This is a genomic window from Gordonia sp. IEGM753, from assembly GCF_050321825.1.
GTDB lineage: Bacteria > Pseudomonadota > Gammaproteobacteria > Pseudomonadales > Pseudomonadaceae > Aquipseudomonas.
Genome location: NZ_JBNQGB010000001.1, coordinates 21,301 through 37,759, shown reverse-complemented (window position 1 = coordinate 37,759; position 16,459 = coordinate 21,301). Strand labels below are relative to the sequence as shown.

Here is a 16,459-nt window from a genome sequence, read left to right as displayed (position 1 = left end):
ACCTAGAAAGGGAACAGCGGGCTGAGGAAGAAACGGTCGAACCAGCCTGGCTGACTCGCATCGGCAAACGAACCGGTGCCCGAGTAAGTGATGCGTGCATCGGCAATGCGGGTCGACGAAACAGTGTTGTCGGTAGCAATGTCATCGGCGCGAACCAGGCCCGCAATGCGCACCAGTTCGTCACCGGTATTGAGGGTCATCCATTTCTCGCCACGTACCGCAATGATGCCGTTGGGCAACACATCGGCGACGGTTACGGTGATCGAACCGGTGAGGCTGTTGCCCTGCCCTGCCTTGCTATCACCCTTGGTCGCACGGTCGCCGCTGTAGCCGGCATCAAGGCTCAAATCACCACTGCCCAACGGGTTATTGGTGTTGGGCACACCGCCGAACAGCGAAGACAAACCGATGCTGGTCTTGCTGGTCTTGCCGACCTGGGAGTTGGCGTTCTTGCTGGCCTGGGTCTTCTCGTTCAGGGTGATGGTGATGATGTCACCCACGCGAAACGCCTTGCGGTCGCTGTACAGGTTCTGTTCAAAACCGGCCTGATAGATCGAGCCATTGTTGGCGGCTGCCGGCAACGGCGTCCGTGGCAACACCGGGGCGTAATAAGGGTCATTGGGCTTGGGCGTCGGACCGACGCAACCCGCCAGCGCGGCGACTCCACTCAGTGCCAGAACAGATACAAAGCGATTCATGACCCTACCTCACGGTGTTGCAGGCAGCCTCATGGCCGCCTCTTGGACTTGATTACAGATTCTGCGTTACGAACGAGAGCATCTGGTCGGCGGTGGAAATCACCTTGGAGTTCATCTCGTAGGCGCGCTGGGTGGTGATCATGTTGACCATCTCCTCAACGGTGCTCACGTTGGAGGTTTCCAGGGTGTTCTGCAGCGTGGTACCGAAACCGGCCAGGCCTGGGGTACCGACTTGCGGCGCGCCACTGGCGGCAGTTTCCAGGAACAGGTTGTTACCAACGGCTTGCAGACCGGCCGGGTTGATGAAGTCGGCGGTTTGCAAGTTGCCGATCACCTGGGACGCCGGGTTGCCGGCAATGGTGATGGACACGGTGCCGTCACGACCGACCGTGAAGGTCTGGGCATCGTTGGGGATGACAATCGCCGGCTCCAGGGCGAAACCGCTGGCATTGACGATCTGACCGTTGGAGTCGAGGTGGAAAGTACCGTCACGGGTGTAGGACGTGGTGCCGTCCGGCTGCAGAATCTGGAAGAAACCACGACCGTCGACCGCCAGGTCCAGCGGCTGTTCGGTAGTTTGCAGGCTACCGGCGGTGAAGTTCTTTTGCGTGCCGACGATGCGCACACCGGTACCCAATTGCAGACCCGACGGCAGTTCGCTGTCCTGAGTCGACTGGGCGCCAGGCTGGCGTTTGATCTGGTAGAGCAAATCCTGGAACTCGGCACGATCACGTTTGAAACCTGTGGTCGACACGTTTGCCAGGTTGTTGGAAATGGTCGTCAGGTTGGTGTCCTGGGCGGACAAACCTGTTTTGGCAACCCATAGAGCCGGAAGCATTCGATTCTCCTCGTGCGCCTGTTTTACGGCGCGACGTTCTGATAATTAGCTGATCTGCAAGACCCGAGCCATGGCCTGGTCATCGTCTTTGGCGGTGTTCATCATCTTGATGTGCAGTTCGAACTGCTTCGACAAAGCCAGTACCGAGGTCATCTCTTCCACGGCATTGACGTTGCTCGACTCGAGGAAACCGGACACCAGTTTCACGTTGGCATCGGCTTGCGCAGGCTTGCCGTCCTTGGTGTGAATGGAACCGTCCAGGCCTTTGGTCATGTTCTTGAAGTCGGGGTTAACCAGTTTGATGCGGTCGACTTCGGCCATCACGCGAGGACCTTCGCCCATCGCACGAATGCTGATAGTGCCGTCTTCGCCGACTTCGATTTGCTGCTCAGGCGGCACCGCAATCGGGCCGCCGTTGCCGATCACCGGCATACCGTTGCCGGCGCGCAATACACCGAGTGCATCAACGTTGAGGCTGCCAGTGCGCACGTAGCTTTCGCCGCCATCGGGGTTCTGTACCGCCAACCATCCGCCGCCTTGTACGGCGACATCGAGGTCGCGGCCGGTTTCTACCAGCGAGCCAGGAGAGAAGTCGGTGGCCGGGCGTTCGGACATGGCGAACGCGCGCGCCGGAAAGCTGTCACCGAACACCGGCATCGAACGCGCCTGCTCCAGGTCTTTCTGGAAGCCGTTGGTGGAGATGTTCGCGAGGTTGTTCGCATGAGCCTTCTGCGCCAGTGCATTCTGGCTGGCGCCGGTCATTGCCACATAAAGGTACTTGTCCACACTCTTTCCTCTGCATGCCGGACGTTTGCCGCCCACCGCTGTACTGATGAGCAATAAGCAATTTGCAGACCAACTTTTTTTTGGCGGCGTGGGGCCCGGCAAACAAAGGGTTTTAGCGATTTCGAAGGGAATCGGGGATTGTGTCAAAGACGAAAAACCGGCGGTGTTATGCCGTTTGGTGGCAAGCCTTGACCAAGGTGCAGGCAGTGCCGGCGTCTTCGCGGGCTTGCCGCGAAGAGCCCAGAACAACTACCGCAAATACCCGTTATGACTCGGTCTTGACGACGTCATACTCACGCAACTTGTTGGCGATGGTGGTGTGCGAAACCCCCAACCGCTTACCCAATTGCCGGCTGCTTGGGTGCTCGGAATACAACCGCTCGAGCACCGCTTTCTCGAAGCGTCCAACAATCGCGTCCAGCCCTCCCTCGAGCGAAAAGTCGCCAAGTGGCTGACGCACGCCGTAGTCCGGCAGTCGAATATGCTCAGCCTTGACCGTCCCGCCCTCACACAGCGAAACCGCCTGGAACAACACGTTTTCCAGCTGTCGGACATTGCCTGGCCAGTGGTAATGAACCAGCCGTTCCATCGCTGCGGGCGCCAGTTTCGGCAACGGGCAGCCAATTTGCCGACTGGCCTGGTCGAGGAAGTGCTCTACCAGTGGCGTCAGACCATCAAGGCATTCACGCAAGGGTGGAATGTGCAGCGAAAGCACGTTCAAACGGTGATACAAATCCTGGCGAAACTCTCCGCGAGCGCACAACTCCGACAAATCCACCTGCGTCGCACAGATCACTCGCACGTCCAGATAAACCTCTTCATCGCTGCCTACACGACGGAAGCAACCGTCCTGCAGGAACCGCAGCAATTTCACCTGCAAGCGAGAGCTCATTTCCCCGACACCGTCGAGAAACAACGTACCGCCCGCCGTCAGCTCCAGCAGACCGAGCTTGCCTTCAGCCCGCGCGCCTTCAAAAGCACCCGGGCCGTAGCCGAACAACTCAGTCTCGGCCATGGACTCCGGCAAACCGGCGCAGTTGAGCGCCATCAACGGCGACTGGCCGCGCGGACTCGCCAGGTGACAGGCGCGCGCCAACAATTCTTTGCCGGTGCCGGTTTCACCCTCTATCAATAAAGGTGCGTCCAGCGGTGCCATGCGCCGGGCTTCGCGCACAACAGCAGCCATGACTTTCGAGCTTTGAAAAATGCTGTCGAAGCCACGCAATTCCTGCTTGCGCACGTTATAGATGCGCTCACCCACACGGTCGGCACGGTGCAGCGTCAGCACCGCACCCGCCATGGCTTCGCTGTCGTCATGCTCGGATTGCAGCGGGGCGATGTCGGCGAGAAACACGTCGCCGCACACTTTGACCCGCAGCCCATTGATCCGCGATTTATTGGCTCGCACCAGTTCCGGCAGGTCAAAATCTTCCGCATAACGCGACAGCGGGATGCCCGGCACTTCATCTACGCGCACCCCGAGCAACTGCGCAGCGGCGCGGTTGGCCGCGACAATCGAGCCACCCATGTCGATCGACAACACCGGAAACTCCAACGCGCCAAGCAATGCATTGAGCTCCATGTGCCGACGCTCACTGGGCATCAGCCCTACACGCTTGACGCCAAAAACCCCGGCAATCGATTCAAACTTCGGACGCAACGCCTGAAATTGAATGTTGATCAGATTCGGACAATGCAGGTAGATCGCGTTGCCATGCTCACCGCCGACTTCACCACGAGCGACGTTGACCCCGTACTCGACCAGCAGGTTAAGAATGTCGCGCAGGATGCCGATGCGGTTCTGGCAGTGAACTTTGATACGCATATGAAGGGCTCGAAACAGGTTGATCGAAACGCTGAGCGGGTAGTTTTTTGCGCAGACGCCAACTTAATCGTCAAGATTATGTGACAGCCAAAGCGCTTTTCAAGCCCAAAAAACCCAATACCTGCGCCTCAACAGCCGATCCGTAACGAAAACTTTACGAATAGCAAGAATCTTCCTACGCGCTGAAGAAGGCAAGCACTGCCTCGCTCCACACCTTTGGGGTATTTCTAAGTCCATAGCTGGACATAACAAGAACGAATTCCCCTAGCAGGAGAGCAGCATGAAGCAGACGCAATACGTGGCTCGCGAGCCCGATGCGCAAGGTTTTATCGACTACCCCGCCGAAGAACACGCGGTGTGGAACACGCTGATCACTCGTCAACTGAAGGTGCTTGAGGGTCGTGCGTGCCAGGAATACCTGGACGGTATCGAAAAGCTCGCCCTGCCCCACGACCGCATTCCACAGCTCGGCGAGATCAACAAAGTCCTCGGTGAAACCACTGGCTGGCAAGTTGCCCGCGTGCCGGCGCTCATTCCTTTCCAGACCTTTTTCGAATTACTGGCTAACAAACAGTTTCCGGTGGCGACGTTTGTTCGCACCCGCGAAGAGTTGGATTACCTGCAAGAGCCGGACATTTTCCATGAGATTTTCGGCCACTGCCCGCTGCTGACCAACCCTTGGTTTGCGGAATTTACCCACACTTACGGCAAGCTTGGCCTACAGGCGTCCAAGGAAGAACGCGTTTATCTGGCGCGCCTGTACTGGATGACCATCGAATTCGGCCTGGTCGACACACCACAAGGCCAGCGCATCTACGGCGGCGGCATTCTTTCTTCACCGAAAGAAACTGTTTATTCATTGTCGGACGAGCCTGAGCATCAAGCCTTCGATCCGCTGGAATGCATGCGCACGCCCTACCGAATCGACATCTTGCAGCCTCTGTATTTTGTGCTGCCTAACCTCAAGCGCCTGTTTGACCTGGCCCACGAAGACATCATGGGCATGGTTCAGCAAGGCATGCAGTTAGGTTTGCATGCACCCAAATTTCCACCGAAACCCAAGGCTGCCTGAGCACGCCAGCAGTCGCGGTACGCACTGAAAAATAGTAACGTCTAACAAGAATCGAATCGGGAAACAGATCATGTCCACATTGAACCAAGCTCATTGCGAAGCCTGCCAGGCCGGCGCCCCTCAAGTCAGCGACGAAGAACTGCCGGTGCTGATCAAGCAGATCCCGGACTGGAACATCGAAGTTCGCGACGGCGTGATGCAGTTGGAAAAAGTATTCCTGTTCAAAAATTTCAAACACGCGCTGGCATTCACCAACGCTGTCGGTGAAATCTCCGAAGCCGAAGGCCACCACCCAGGTTTGCTGACCGAGTGGGGCAAAGTCACCGTGACCTGGTGGAGCCATTCGATCAAAGGCCTGCACCGTAACGACTTCATCATGGCTGCACGCACTGACGTTGTGGCCAAGGATGCCGAGGGGCGCAAATAATGCATTTCGACGCCATCGGCAGAGTTCCGGGCGACCCGATTCTCGGGTTGATGGACGCTTATGCGCAGGACCCAAACCCGCGCAAATTCGATCTGGGTGTGGGCGTCTATAAAGATGCCCAAGGCCTGACGCCTATTCCCCAAGCGGTGAAACTCGCCGAGGCGCGACTGGTGGATCGCCAGAACACCAAGACGTATATCGGTGGCCACGGTGAACCTGCGTTCGGCAAAGCCATCAACGAGCTGGTGCTGGGTGCAGATTCGGCGTTGATCGACGAACAACGCGCCGGGGTCACTCAAACACCGGGTGGCACCGGTGCACTTCGCCTGAGCGCCGACTTCATCGCGCATTGCCTGCCGGGGCGCGGTGTCTGGCTGAGTAATCCAACCTGGCCGATTCACGAAACCATTTTCGCCACGGCCGGAGTCAAGGTCAGCCATTACCCGTATGTGGGCAGTGATAACCGTCTCGACGTCGAGGCCATGCTGCAAGCACTCAAGCTGGCACCGAAGGGCGATGTGGTGCTGCTGCATGCGTGCTGCCACAACCCGACCGGTTTCGACCTGTCGCATGACGACTGGCGCCGAGTGCTGGATGTAGTGCGCAGTCGAGACTTGTTGCCGTTGATCGACTTCGCCTATCAGGGGTTCGGCGATGGCCTGGAACAGGATGCGTGGTCGACTCGCTTGTTTGCCGAAGAACTGCCTGAAGTGCTGATCACCAGTTCGTGCTCGAAGAACTTCGGCCTTTATCGAGATCGCACCGGCGCACTGATTGTCTGCGCGAAAAACGCCGACAAGCTGCTGGATATTCGCAGTCAACTGGCCAATATCGCGCGCAACCTGTGGTCAACGCCACCGGACCACGGCGCGGCTGTGGTTGCGACCATTCTGGGCGACCCGGAGCTGAAAAGCCTCTGGGCCGATGAAGTGGAGTCGATGCGTTTGCGCATTGCTCAATTGCGCAGCGGTTTGGTGGAAGCCCTCGAGCCCCACGGCTTGCGTGAGCGCTTTGCACACATTGGCGTGCAACGCGGTATGTTTTCCTACACCGGGTTGACGCCGGAGCAGGTCAAGCAACTGCGCGAGCATCACAGTGTGTACATGGTCAGCTCCGGCCGCGCCAACGTAGCGGGCATTGATGCAACACGCTTGGACCTGTTGGCCGAAGCCATCGCAGCCGTCTGCCAATAACCTTCCCCGGTAGGAGCGAGCATGCGCGCTCCTACCGATAAAGCGGTGCAATAGCTCAGATGTGTCTAGACAAGCCCATCCGTCGAAACAAATAGAGATAAAAGTCTATTTGTCATTTCTCCTGCTGTATCCTGCTCAAGCTTTGTAAAAGCGCGGATCTACCAGATCTATCAACAGACTTTGCGAGGAGCGCGAACATGCACGAGATCCCTAATCTCCCCTTCCCAAGCCTGCACGAAACTGAGCAGACAACCCCGCAACAAGCCGGTGCCCAACAGCCCGAGCCGAAGGAAGCCACTGACAGTCGAAAGGCTGACAGCGAAGACTGAAATACCTGCACTACCAGACCGTGTGGAAAGCGCTAACATGCGCTTTCCACACCGCCTGATCCCTCGAGTTGCACACCATGACCGACAATTTCAGCGACACCCAGGCCAGCGTCCTGATCGGCACCGCCGAAAAGATGATCGATATCTGGAATCGCCTCTCCCCCGAGAAACAAGCCGCCCTGCTCGCCCGTTTCGGCAGCGAAGAAAACGCCTTGGCCGCCCTGGTCACGACGCAATTGGTTGCTCCTGCCAAGCCCTGATGCTGCTCCGCCCGGCAAATAGTTTGACTTTTCCCCGCCCCACTAGCTTCAGCGCCGCTATCATAAGCAGCCTATCTACCTAGCTTCCCCGTGGACCTTTACCCATGTCAGAAAATCCGCGCCCCTTGGCGGTAACGTTGCAAGTTGTTTCCATCGTCCTGTTTACCTTTATCGGCTACCTGAACATCGGCATTCCCCTTGCCGTATTGCCGGGCTACGTCCACAGCGATCTGGGCTTTGGCGCCGTGATTGCCGGGCTGGTGATCAGCGTGCAATACCTGGCCACACTGCTCAGCCGTCCTTACGCCGGGAAAATCATCGACAACAAGGGCAGCAAACTGGCGGTGATGTATGGCTTGGCAGGCTGCGGCTTGAGCGGCGTGTTCATGCTGATTTCAGCCTTTACCCAAAGCCTGCCGATGCTGAGCCTGATCAGCCTGTTGATCGGCCGATTAGTGCTGGGCAGCGCAGAAAGCCTGGTGGGTTCCGGTTCGATTGGCTGGGGCATCGGCCGGGTGGGCGCCGCGAACACCGCTAAAGTTATTTCCTGGAATGGCATTGCCAGTTACGGCGCGCTGGCTATCGGCGCTCCGCTCGGGGTACTGCTGGTCAGTAAACTGGGCTTGTGGAGCATGGGCGTGAGCATTGTGCTGCTGGCTGTTCTTGGCCTGGCATTAGCGTGGCCTAAAACCGCCGCGCCAATTGTGGTCGGTGAACGGCTACCGTTCATGCATGTACTCGGGCGAGTGCTGCCGCACGGTTGCGGCCTGGCGCTGGGCTCCATCGGTTTCGGCACCATCGCAACCTTCATCACCCTTTATTACGCCACGCAGCACTGGGAAAACGCGGTGCTGTGCCTGAGCTTGTTCGGCGCCAGTTTCATTGGTGCACGGCTGCTGTTCGGCAACCTGATCAACCGTCTCGGCGGGTTTCGCGTTGCCATTGCGTGCCTGTCGGTAGAAACCCTGGGCCTGCTGCTGTTGTGGATGGCACCAGACGCTCATTGGGCGTTGGCGGGTGCGGCGCTGAGCGGTTTCGGTTTCTCGCTGGTGTTTCCGGCGCTGGGCGTGGAAGCAGTCAACCTGGTGCCTGCGTCCAGCCGTGGCGCGGCAGTCGGGGCTTATTCGCTGTTTATTGATTTATCGCTGGGAATTACCGGCCCAGTGGCCGGGGCAATTGCGGCAGGCTTTGGTTTTGCGTCGATATTCCTGTTCGCCGCCATCGCCGCATTGAGCGGTTTGATGCTGAGTATTTACCTGTACCGGCAGGCGCCAAAATACAGGGAAGAACGTGACGCTCGCTAAAAGTCGACCTTGCCGCGTCCAGCCTTGATGCTGCCGCGCTTGGTCTTGGACTCCAGCCGACGCTTTTTCGAACCCAGCGTCGGTTTGGTTGGACGGCGCTTTTTTTCAACCTTGGTGGCACTCAGAATCAACTCGGTCAGTCGCTCCAGCGCATCCGCGCGATTGGCTTCCTGGGTCCGGTATTGCTGGGCCTTGATAATCAACACGCCATCACTGGTGATGCGACTGTCACGCAGCGCCAGCAGCCGTTCCTTATAAAACTCCGGCAACGATGAGGCGGGAATATCGAAGCGCAGGTGCATGGCACTGGAGACTTTGTTGACGTTCTGCCCACCCGCGCCTTGCGCACGAATAGCCGTCAGCTCGATCTCGGCATCCGGCAGATGCACATTGTTGGAAATCACCAGCATGGAAAAGCGTCCGGGATCAGGGCGTTCAGGATACGCGGGTATGCGAGCCTGTATAAATCAAAAACCCGGCACGTGGCCGGGTTTGTCGTTTTTGCGTGCCGCGTTATTTCGATGCGGCGTGCAATGCGTGCTGCGCTGAGCGTTTGTTCTTGATGCCGTAGCAGACCCACATGAACGCGATCCACACCGGAATCGCATACACGGAGATCTGAATACCCGGGATCAACAACATCACGCAGAGGATGAAGCCCACGAACGCCAGGCAGATGTAGTTCCCGTAGGGATACCACAGAGCCTTGAACAGTGGCGCTTGCTGGGTCTTGTTCATGTGCTGACGAAACTTGAAGTGCGAGAAACTGATCATCGCCCAATTGATGACCAGCGTCGCCACGACCAGCGACATCAACAGTTCCAGCGCGTTCTGCGGGATCAGATAGTTGAGCAATACGGCAATCAACGTCACCGCCGCCGAAGCCAGAATCGAACGCACCGGCACGCCGCGCTTGTCGATCTTGGCCAGTGCTTTCGGCGCATCGCCCTGTTCGGCCATGCCCAACAACATCCGGCTGTTGCAGTAGGTGCCGCTGTTGTACACCGACAACGCTGCGGTCAACACCACGAAGTTGAGGATATGCGCGGCGGTGTTACTGCCAAGCATCGAGAACACCTGCACGAACGGGCTACCGCTGTAGGAATCACCGGATGCGTTCAGGGTTGCCAACAGGCTGTCCCAAGGCGTCAGCGACAACAAAATAACCAGCGCGCCGATGTAGAAAATCAAAATCCGGTAGATCACCTGATTGATGGCTTTCGGAATCACGGTTCTAGGCTGGTCGGCTTCTGCAGCGGTAAACCCGAGCATTTCCAGGCCGCCAAAAGAGAACATGATGATCGCCATGGCCATCACCAGACCACTGACACCGTTGGGGAAGAAACCGCCGTGGGCCCACAGGTTGCTCACCGACGCTTGCGGGCCACCATGACCACTCATCAGCAGGTAACTGCCCAGCGCAATCATGCCGACAATCGCGACAACCTTGATGATCGCGAACCAGAACTCGGCTTCGCCAAACACTTTGACGTTGGCCAGGTTGATCAAATTGATCAATACAAAGAAACCGGCGGCCGAGACCCAGGTCGGGATGTCCGGCGCCCAGTAGTGAATGTATTTGCCGACCGCAGTCAGTTCGGACATGCCCACCAGAATGTAAAGGATCCAGCAGTTCCAGCCCGACAGAAAGCCTGCGAAACCACCCCAATACTTATGCGCAAAGTGGCTGAAGGAACCGGCTACCGGCTCTTCAACGATCATTTCGCCAAGCTGGCGCATGATCATGAAAGCGATAAAGCCACAGATCGCGTACCCGAGGATCATCGACGGGCCGGCGGATTTCAGAACACCGGCCGAGCCCAGGAACAACCCGGTACCGATCGCGCCACCGAGGGCGATCAATTGAATGTGGCGATTTTTCAGGCCGCGCTTCAGCTCGCCTGGTTGCGAGTTTTGTCCACTCATGAAAAGGGTCTCACGTTCAGCGTATTTACAACGGACATGCGTCACCTGTTTGTTTTTATCTGTGACGAAATCGAACCCGACAGGCTTGTGGCATGGCGGAGTGAACAAGGCGGGTAGCCCTGAAGTGCGCGTATATACGCAGGAAGTCACAGTTAAAACGCGGCGCATTGTACACCTGTAACCCCCTGCTACCAGACCCGCTGAATCAGCGTGTCATTTGCCGGGGCTGCATGTGTCCACCCGCAAGGTCACGGATGGCTGCAAATAATGAGTCTGACCTTTGCAGGTCGTCGACGGCGGCGGCAAGAAAAATGCCCCGCGCAGGGAAGTGGAGATCAGTCACGGCGTACATTGCGCCTCCTTCTTGTTATGCGCCTGCACGACAGGCATGGGGCGCATCTCACCCTGCAAAGGTGAGTAAAACAAGCGGGCTAGAGGGCTGGAAGCAACGGGCAAGAATGTTGGCTGTAAGCTTTTTCTTACGGCCTTCAAGACGTGACAATTTCACAAGGCCAATCGGCAGGTTTCGGAAAATTTTCGTTACAGGCTGTCAAGCTGGCTTTCCAATCCGAGTTCACGGTGCAGGGCTAACGCTATCGCGAGCAGGCTCGCTCCCACATTTTGAAGGCATTTTTTCTGAAAAATCTTGCTCACGGGAGTCGGCCTGCTCGCGATGAGCAGGCAAAAAAAAACGCCAACCCGAGGGTTGGCGCTTTTACATAGCGTTTACCGATTACTCAGGCTTGCGACGACCAAAGCCTGGGCGCTGGCCGGAGCCGGCGGGGGCGCCACGACGCTTGCCCGACGGTGCATCCTTGTCGACCAGGACGATACCTGGGCGCTTCTTCGGCGCAGGCTTGGCCGGGCGCTTAGTGTCGGATGGACGGTCAGCCACTGGTGTACCGCGACCGGCTGGGGCACCGCGATCGCTACGGCCACCGCTAGGCGCACCGCGGCCTTCGCCACGCTCAGTACGGCCATTGGCCGGACGCGGAGTGCGCGGGCCGCGCTCGCCGTCTGCACGAGGAGCAGCAGGTTTGCGGGAACCGCGTTCGCCTTCGATCTGCGGTTCACGCGTTGGGCGCGGGCCGACTGCCGGGGCGCCTGCAGCCGGACGCAAAGTGCGTACACGTTCGGTTTTGCCAACCGGACGCGACGATTTACGCTGCATGCGCTCAAGCTTGTCTTTGCTCTTGGCGTTCATCTGCGGCATGGCCACTGGGGTCAGGCCCACTTCAGCGCTCAGAATGTCGACTTCGTATTGGCTCATTTCGCGCCAGCGGCCCATCGGCAGGTCCGAGTTAAGGAACACCGGCCCGAAACGCACGCGCTTCAGACGGCTGACCACCAAACCCTGGGATTCCCACAAACGACGTACTTCGCGGTTACGACCTTCCATCACTACGCAGTGGTACCAGTGGTTGAAACCTTCGCCACCGGGTGCTTGCTTGATGTCGGTGAACTTGGCCGGGCCGTCTTCGAGGACGACGCCTGCTTTCAAGCGCTCAATCATCTCGTCATCGACTTCGCCACGCACACGCACCGCGTATTCACGGTCCATTTCGTAGGAAGGGTGCATCAGGCGATTGGCCAACTCACCATCAGTGGTGAACATCAGCAAACCAGTGGTGTTGATGTCCAGACGACCGATGTTGATCCAGCGACCTTCTTTCGGGCGCGGCATCTTGTCGAACACGGTCGGACGGCCCTCAGGGTCGTCACGGGTGCAGATTTCGCCGTCTGGTTTGTTGTACATGATCACGCGGCGTACCGACTCGGCGGCTTCTTCGCGCTTGATCACCTTGCCATCAATGGTAATGGCGTCATGCAGGTCGACGCGCAGGCCGAGGGTGGCGTCTTTGCCATTGACCTTGATGCGGCCGTGGCTGATCCAGGCTTCTACGTCACGGCGCGAGCCGACGCCGATACGGGCGAGGACTTTCTGCAGTTTTTCGCCTGCTGGGCCGATTTCCTGGTCGTCTTTCTGGTCGTTGATACTCATCTGGGCACCTCCCGGTGTGGTCTGTTCAGGAGGCTCTGGCTTGAGCGTCCTGAAGCGATGTAAATCTGGGTCTTCGGGCGAAGGGCTCGCTCGAGGGTCGCGAATCATACGCTCATGCAAGCGTTAGCGCATCAGAGACTAGCTGATCGACGCCAGGTTATTTGTTTTTCCGCCGGCCGGTGACGCCCAGTTTGATCAACCGCAACGCTGCTTCAGCAAGCACCGAACGCTTGTCGACCTTGTCCATTTTCTTCCAGGTCTTGATCTCACGCTTGCTGCGACCGCAACCGACACAGATGTCATCGGAAAATTTGCAGACGCTGATGCAAGGGTCTTTGGTTGAGCTCATCGATAACTCCAGTTGACTCGCTCCTACAGCGGCGGGTCAGTCTTCGAATTCGCGGCGCTCGGCCTCGATGGCTTCGGCGAGGGCCCGGGCTTCGGCCTCTTCGTCAGTCAATTCTGGCTCGGGCGTCTTCTGTTCAAGCGCAGCTACAGCGGCAAGGAGTTTTTCGCGGGCTTCGGCAACGCCCAGCACATCATCCTCAAGCTCTTCTTCCTGCGGCACTTCATCCTGTGGCTCTTCGATTTCGGCTTCGGGCTCCACCTGAAGTTCAACCTCAATGTGCGTCTCGAGCGTTTCTTCTGTCACTGCTCCATCGCGCAACAAATCGTCGAAATCGGTCTTGAGACCTTCCTCCATGGTGTCCAGCTCCAGCAGGAGCGTGTGAAAACTGGTTTCTTCCTTGGGCTCTTCCGGCTCGGCGCTGGCGTCTGCCAACTCTTGCAACCCTGCAGGCACCGGCACGTCGTCGAAATCGAGGATGGGGTCTGGCTCCATTTCCCGCAGGTCGGCCAGGGGTGGCAAATCGTCGAGGTTTTTCAGGTTGAAGTGATCCAGAAACACTTTAGTGGTGGCGAACATTGCAGGTTTGCCGGGTACGTCACGGTAACCGACGATGCGAATCCACTCGCGCTCCAGCAAGGTTTTGACGATGTGGCTGTTGACCGCAACGCCTCGAACGTCTTCGATCTCTCCGCGGGTGATCGGCTGGTGATAAGCGATCAGCGCCATGGTTTCGAGCATTGCGCGGGAATAACGCTGCGGACGCTCTTCCCACAAACGCCCGACCCAAGGCGAAAATTTTTCGCGAATCTGCAGGCGATAACCGGAGGCAACCTCTTTCAATTCAAACGCGCGACCATCACAAGACTTGGCCAGAATCGTCAGCGCTTTCTTGAAAACCGGAGGCTCTGGGCGCTCGCCCTCCTCGAACAGTTCGAACAGGCGCTCAAGCGACTGCGGTTTTCCCGAGGCCAACAGAAAGGCTTCAAGCAATGGCGCCAGGTCACGGGGTTCAGTCAGGTTCATGTTTCAACTCGTTATTCGGCTCGGGCCCGCACATGAATTGCCGCGAACGGCTCATTCTGCACCAGCTCCACCAAAGATTCCTTGACCAGTTCGAGGATCGCCATAAAAGTCACCACGACGCCGAGACGCCCCTCTTCTGCGGTGAACAATTCCACGAACGGGACAAAACCGCCGCCCTTGAGCCGCTCCAGCACATCACTCATGCGCTCACGCGTGGACAGCGCTTCGCGGCTGACCTGGTGGCTTTCGAACATGTCACCACGGCGTAGAACTTCAGCCATCGACATCAACAACTCTTCCAGACTGACGTCGGGCAACAGCTTGCGCGCGCGAGCTTCGGGAGCATCGAGCTTGGGCACCACCACGTCACGGCCGACTCGGCTCAGGGCGTCAATGCCTTCAGCGGCAGCCTTGAAGCGCTCATATTCCTGCAAGCGACGGATCAGTTCGGCGCGAGGATCGTCTTCTTCGGCTTCAATCGCTTCTGCTCGCGGCAACAGCATCCGCGACTTGATCTCGGCCAGCATCGCGGCCATCACCAGGTATTCGGCGGCGAGTTCCAGGCGCACCGACTGCATCAATTCGACGTACCCCATGTACTGGCGCGTGATTTCCGCCACCGGGATGTCGAGAATATTGATGTTCTGTTTGCGAATCAGGTAAAGCAGCAGGTCGAGCGGGCCTTCAAAAGCTTCGAGAAAAACTTCAAGCGCATCCGGAGGAATGTACAAGTCCAGCGGCATTTCAAGAACTGCCTGGCCATAGACCATGGCGAAGGGCAGCTCTTGCTGGGCTCCGGCCTGACTGTCGACAACGGGTTCCACTGCCGACATCTACGCCTCGGCCATGAACGGCGCCGGGTCGCCGCAACCTACGCGGATGACTTGCGGCTCGCCATCGGCGAGGTTGATCACAGTGGAAGCCTTGATGCCGCCGAAGCCGCCGTCGATGATCAGGTCAACCTGATGCTCGAGCAATTGGCGCATTTCGTAAGGGTCGGTCAGCGGGTCGGTGTCACCGGGCATGATCAGCGTCACGCTCATCAACGGCTCGCCTAGCTCTTCCAGCAGCGCCAGCGCAATCGGGTGGCTCGGTACGCGCAGGCCGATGGTGCGTTTTTTAGGGTGCAACAGCAGGCGCGGGACTTCGCGAGTGGCGTTGAGAATGAACGTATAAGGACCAGGCAAATGCGCCTTCAGCAGACGGAAAGTGCCGGTGTCGATCTTGGCGAACAGCCCCAACTGCGACAGGTCGCTGCAGATCAGCGCGAAGTTGTGCTTGTCGTCCAGTTGTCTCAACCGGCGCACGCGCTCCACGGCATTCTTGTCACCGATCTGGCAACCAATGGCGTAGGACGAGTCGGTGGGATAAATCACCACCCCGCCGCTGCGGATGATCTCGACTGCCTGCTTGATCAGGCGCGCTTGCGGATTTTCCGGATGAATCTGGAAAAATTGACTCACATTCTCTACCTGTTCAGACGGCGGCAATAATTGGGTCATGTTTGAATCGACACCAAAGTGGCGGCAGATCCTCCGGGAGGGCGCGATATTCGCCGATCTCGGACCAGCCTCCAGGGCCATGAAAATCACTGCCGGCGCTGACCAGCAGACCGAACTCACGGGCGAGAATGGCTAGGCTGCCCACCTGCTCGGCGGGCTGATAACCATTGACCACTTCTATAGCGTGGCCCCCTGCTTGAATATAGTCAGAAATCAACCGGCGACGTTTGCTGCGCGTGAAATCGTAATGCCAAGGGTGCGCAAGACTGACCCAGGCTTTCGCCGCACGCAGGGTTTCGACAGTGTCTTCAAGGGTTGGCCAGTGTTGCTTGACGTCGCCCAATTTGCCGGCGCCCAACCATTTGCGGAAGGCTTCGGCGCGATCTTTGACGAACCCTTCCTGCACCATCCAGTCGGCAAAGTGCGGACGGGCCGGCGCGTTACCGCTGTCGCCCAATGCCTGTTGCACAGTCCGAGCGCCTTCCAGCGCGCCAGGCATGCCTTTCAAGGCTAATTTGCGGCTTATCTCTTCGGACCGCAGCCAGCGGCCATCGTGCAGTTTTGCGATGGCTTCGACCAACGGCGCGGCATTGACATCAAAACCGTAGCCCAGCACATGAATGGTCGCGCCGCCCCATGTGCAGGACAACTCGACGCCGTTGACCAGATGCATCCCAAGCTTCGTGGCCTCATTGCGGGCCTCTTCCAGCCCTTCAAGGGTGTCGTGATCGGTCAAGGCCAGGACTCGCACGCCTTTCTCGAACGCACGCGCAACCAGAACTGCAGGCGCTAAAGCGCCATCGGAGGCGGTGCTGTGGCAGTGCAAATCGACATTCACGGGGAAGTGTTACCTCAAATCAGCTGGCGCTATCGCGCGCCCATATGTTTGTTATTATGCCGCCACATCCTGCTTCTGGCTGCCACT

Annotated in this window: 18 protein-coding genes; 6 read left to right on the top strand and 12 right to left on the bottom strand. The window is 58.1% G+C overall.

Annotation, left to right across the window (positions count from 1 at the left end):
• Positions 1-2 precede the first annotated feature (2 nt).
• From flgH to ACQR3R_RS00180, 4 genes are all read right to left on the bottom strand, one after another.
• The gene (gene flgH / locus ACQR3R_RS00195; RefSeq protein WP_428269893.1) at positions 3-698 is read right to left on the bottom strand and encodes a flagellar basal body L-ring protein FlgH; all 696 of its coding nucleotides are present in this window, start codon (positions 696-698) and stop codon (positions 3-5) included.
• A gap of 52 nt (positions 699-750) precedes the next feature.
• Complete coding sequence (flgG, locus tag ACQR3R_RS00190) at positions 751-1,536, bottom strand: flagellar basal-body rod protein FlgG (RefSeq protein ID WP_428269892.1); 786 nt, start codon at positions 1,534-1,536, stop codon at positions 751-753.
• 45 nt (positions 1,537-1,581) lie between these two features.
• A complete protein-coding gene (locus tag ACQR3R_RS00185; protein WP_428269891.1) occupies positions 1,582-2,322 on the bottom strand; it encodes a flagellar basal body rod protein FlgF in 741 nt (246 codons plus the stop codon).
• Between the two features lie 265 nt (positions 2,323-2,587).
• The gene (locus ACQR3R_RS00180; protein ID WP_428269890.1) at positions 2,588-4,147 is read right to left on the bottom strand and encodes a sigma 54-interacting transcriptional regulator; all 1,560 of its coding nucleotides are present in this window, start codon (positions 4,145-4,147) and stop codon (positions 2,588-2,590) included.
• A gap of 280 nt (positions 4,148-4,427) precedes the next feature.
• On the opposite strand from ACQR3R_RS00180, the gene phhA reads away from it, so the two are divergent.
• The 6 genes from phhA (at position 4,428) to ACQR3R_RS00150 (ending at position 8,732) form a co-directional block, all read left to right on the top strand.
• A complete protein-coding gene (gene phhA / locus ACQR3R_RS00175; RefSeq protein ID WP_428269889.1) occupies positions 4,428-5,219 on the top strand; it encodes a phenylalanine 4-monooxygenase in 792 nt (263 codons plus the stop codon).
• 70 nt (positions 5,220-5,289) lie between these two features.
• Complete coding sequence (locus tag ACQR3R_RS00170; protein WP_428269888.1) at positions 5,290-5,646, top strand: 4a-hydroxytetrahydrobiopterin dehydratase; 357 nt, start codon at positions 5,290-5,292, stop codon at positions 5,644-5,646.
• A complete protein-coding gene (locus ACQR3R_RS00165) occupies positions 5,646-6,839 on the top strand; it encodes an aromatic amino acid transaminase (protein WP_428269887.1) in 1,194 nt (397 codons plus the stop codon). Before ACQR3R_RS00170 ends, ACQR3R_RS00165 begins: the two co-directional genes overlap by 1 nt.
• A gap of 197 nt (positions 6,840-7,036) precedes the next feature.
• Positions 7,037-7,168 carry a hypothetical protein gene (locus ACQR3R_RS00160; protein WP_428269886.1) on the top strand — a complete coding sequence of 44 codons (132 nt, stop codon included), beginning with the start codon at positions 7,037-7,039 and terminating at the stop codon, positions 7,166-7,168.
• 77 nt (positions 7,169-7,245) lie between these two features.
• Positions 7,246-7,428, top strand: coding sequence for a hypothetical protein (locus ACQR3R_RS00155; RefSeq protein ID WP_428269885.1), 183 nt, complete (start codon positions 7,246-7,248; stop codon positions 7,426-7,428).
• 104 nt (positions 7,429-7,532) lie between these two features.
• On the top strand, positions 7,533-8,732 hold the full coding sequence (locus tag ACQR3R_RS00150) for an MFS transporter (RefSeq protein ID WP_428269884.1): 1,200 nt from the start codon (positions 7,533-7,535) through the stop codon (positions 8,730-8,732).
• Here ACQR3R_RS00150 and arfB read toward each other — a convergent pair.
• The 8 genes from arfB to ACQR3R_RS00110 form a co-directional block, all read right to left on the bottom strand.
• Positions 8,729-9,142, bottom strand: coding sequence for an alternative ribosome rescue aminoacyl-tRNA hydrolase ArfB (gene arfB / locus ACQR3R_RS00145; protein ID WP_047600013.1), 414 nt, complete (start codon positions 9,140-9,142; stop codon positions 8,729-8,731). The genes ACQR3R_RS00150 and arfB overlap by 4 nt on opposite strands.
• Positions 9,143-9,245: 103 nt before the next feature.
• Positions 9,246-10,658 (bottom strand): amino acid permease, encoded by a 1,413-nt coding sequence (locus tag ACQR3R_RS00140; protein WP_428269883.1) that lies wholly within the window; start codon positions 10,656-10,658, stop codon positions 9,246-9,248.
• A 733-nt stretch (positions 10,659-11,391) separates the two neighbouring features.
• A complete protein-coding gene (gene rluB, locus ACQR3R_RS00135; protein WP_428269882.1) occupies positions 11,392-12,660 on the bottom strand; it encodes a 23S rRNA pseudouridine(2605) synthase RluB in 1,269 nt (422 codons plus the stop codon).
• A 157-nt stretch (positions 12,661-12,817) separates the two neighbouring features.
• Complete coding sequence (locus tag ACQR3R_RS00130; RefSeq protein ID WP_428269881.1) at positions 12,818-13,009, bottom strand: DUF1289 domain-containing protein; 192 nt, start codon at positions 13,007-13,009, stop codon at positions 12,818-12,820.
• 36 nt (positions 13,010-13,045) lie between these two features.
• A complete protein-coding gene (scpB, locus tag ACQR3R_RS00125; RefSeq protein ID WP_428269880.1) occupies positions 13,046-14,032 on the bottom strand; it encodes an SMC-Scp complex subunit ScpB in 987 nt (328 codons plus the stop codon).
• 11 nt (positions 14,033-14,043) lie between these two features.
• Positions 14,044-14,865: a segregation/condensation protein A gene (locus tag ACQR3R_RS00120; RefSeq protein ID WP_428269879.1), complete on the bottom strand. Its 822-nt coding sequence runs from the start codon at positions 14,863-14,865 to the stop codon at positions 14,044-14,046.
• The gene (locus ACQR3R_RS00115) at positions 14,866-15,534 is read right to left on the bottom strand and encodes an L-threonylcarbamoyladenylate synthase (protein WP_428269878.1); all 669 of its coding nucleotides are present in this window, start codon (positions 15,532-15,534) and stop codon (positions 14,866-14,868) included.
• Positions 15,509-16,372, bottom strand: coding sequence for a PHP domain-containing protein (locus ACQR3R_RS00110; RefSeq protein WP_428269877.1), 864 nt, complete (start codon positions 16,370-16,372; stop codon positions 15,509-15,511). The genes ACQR3R_RS00115 and ACQR3R_RS00110 overlap by 26 nt, the downstream gene beginning before the upstream one ends.
• Positions 16,373-16,459: the final 87 nt, after the last annotated feature.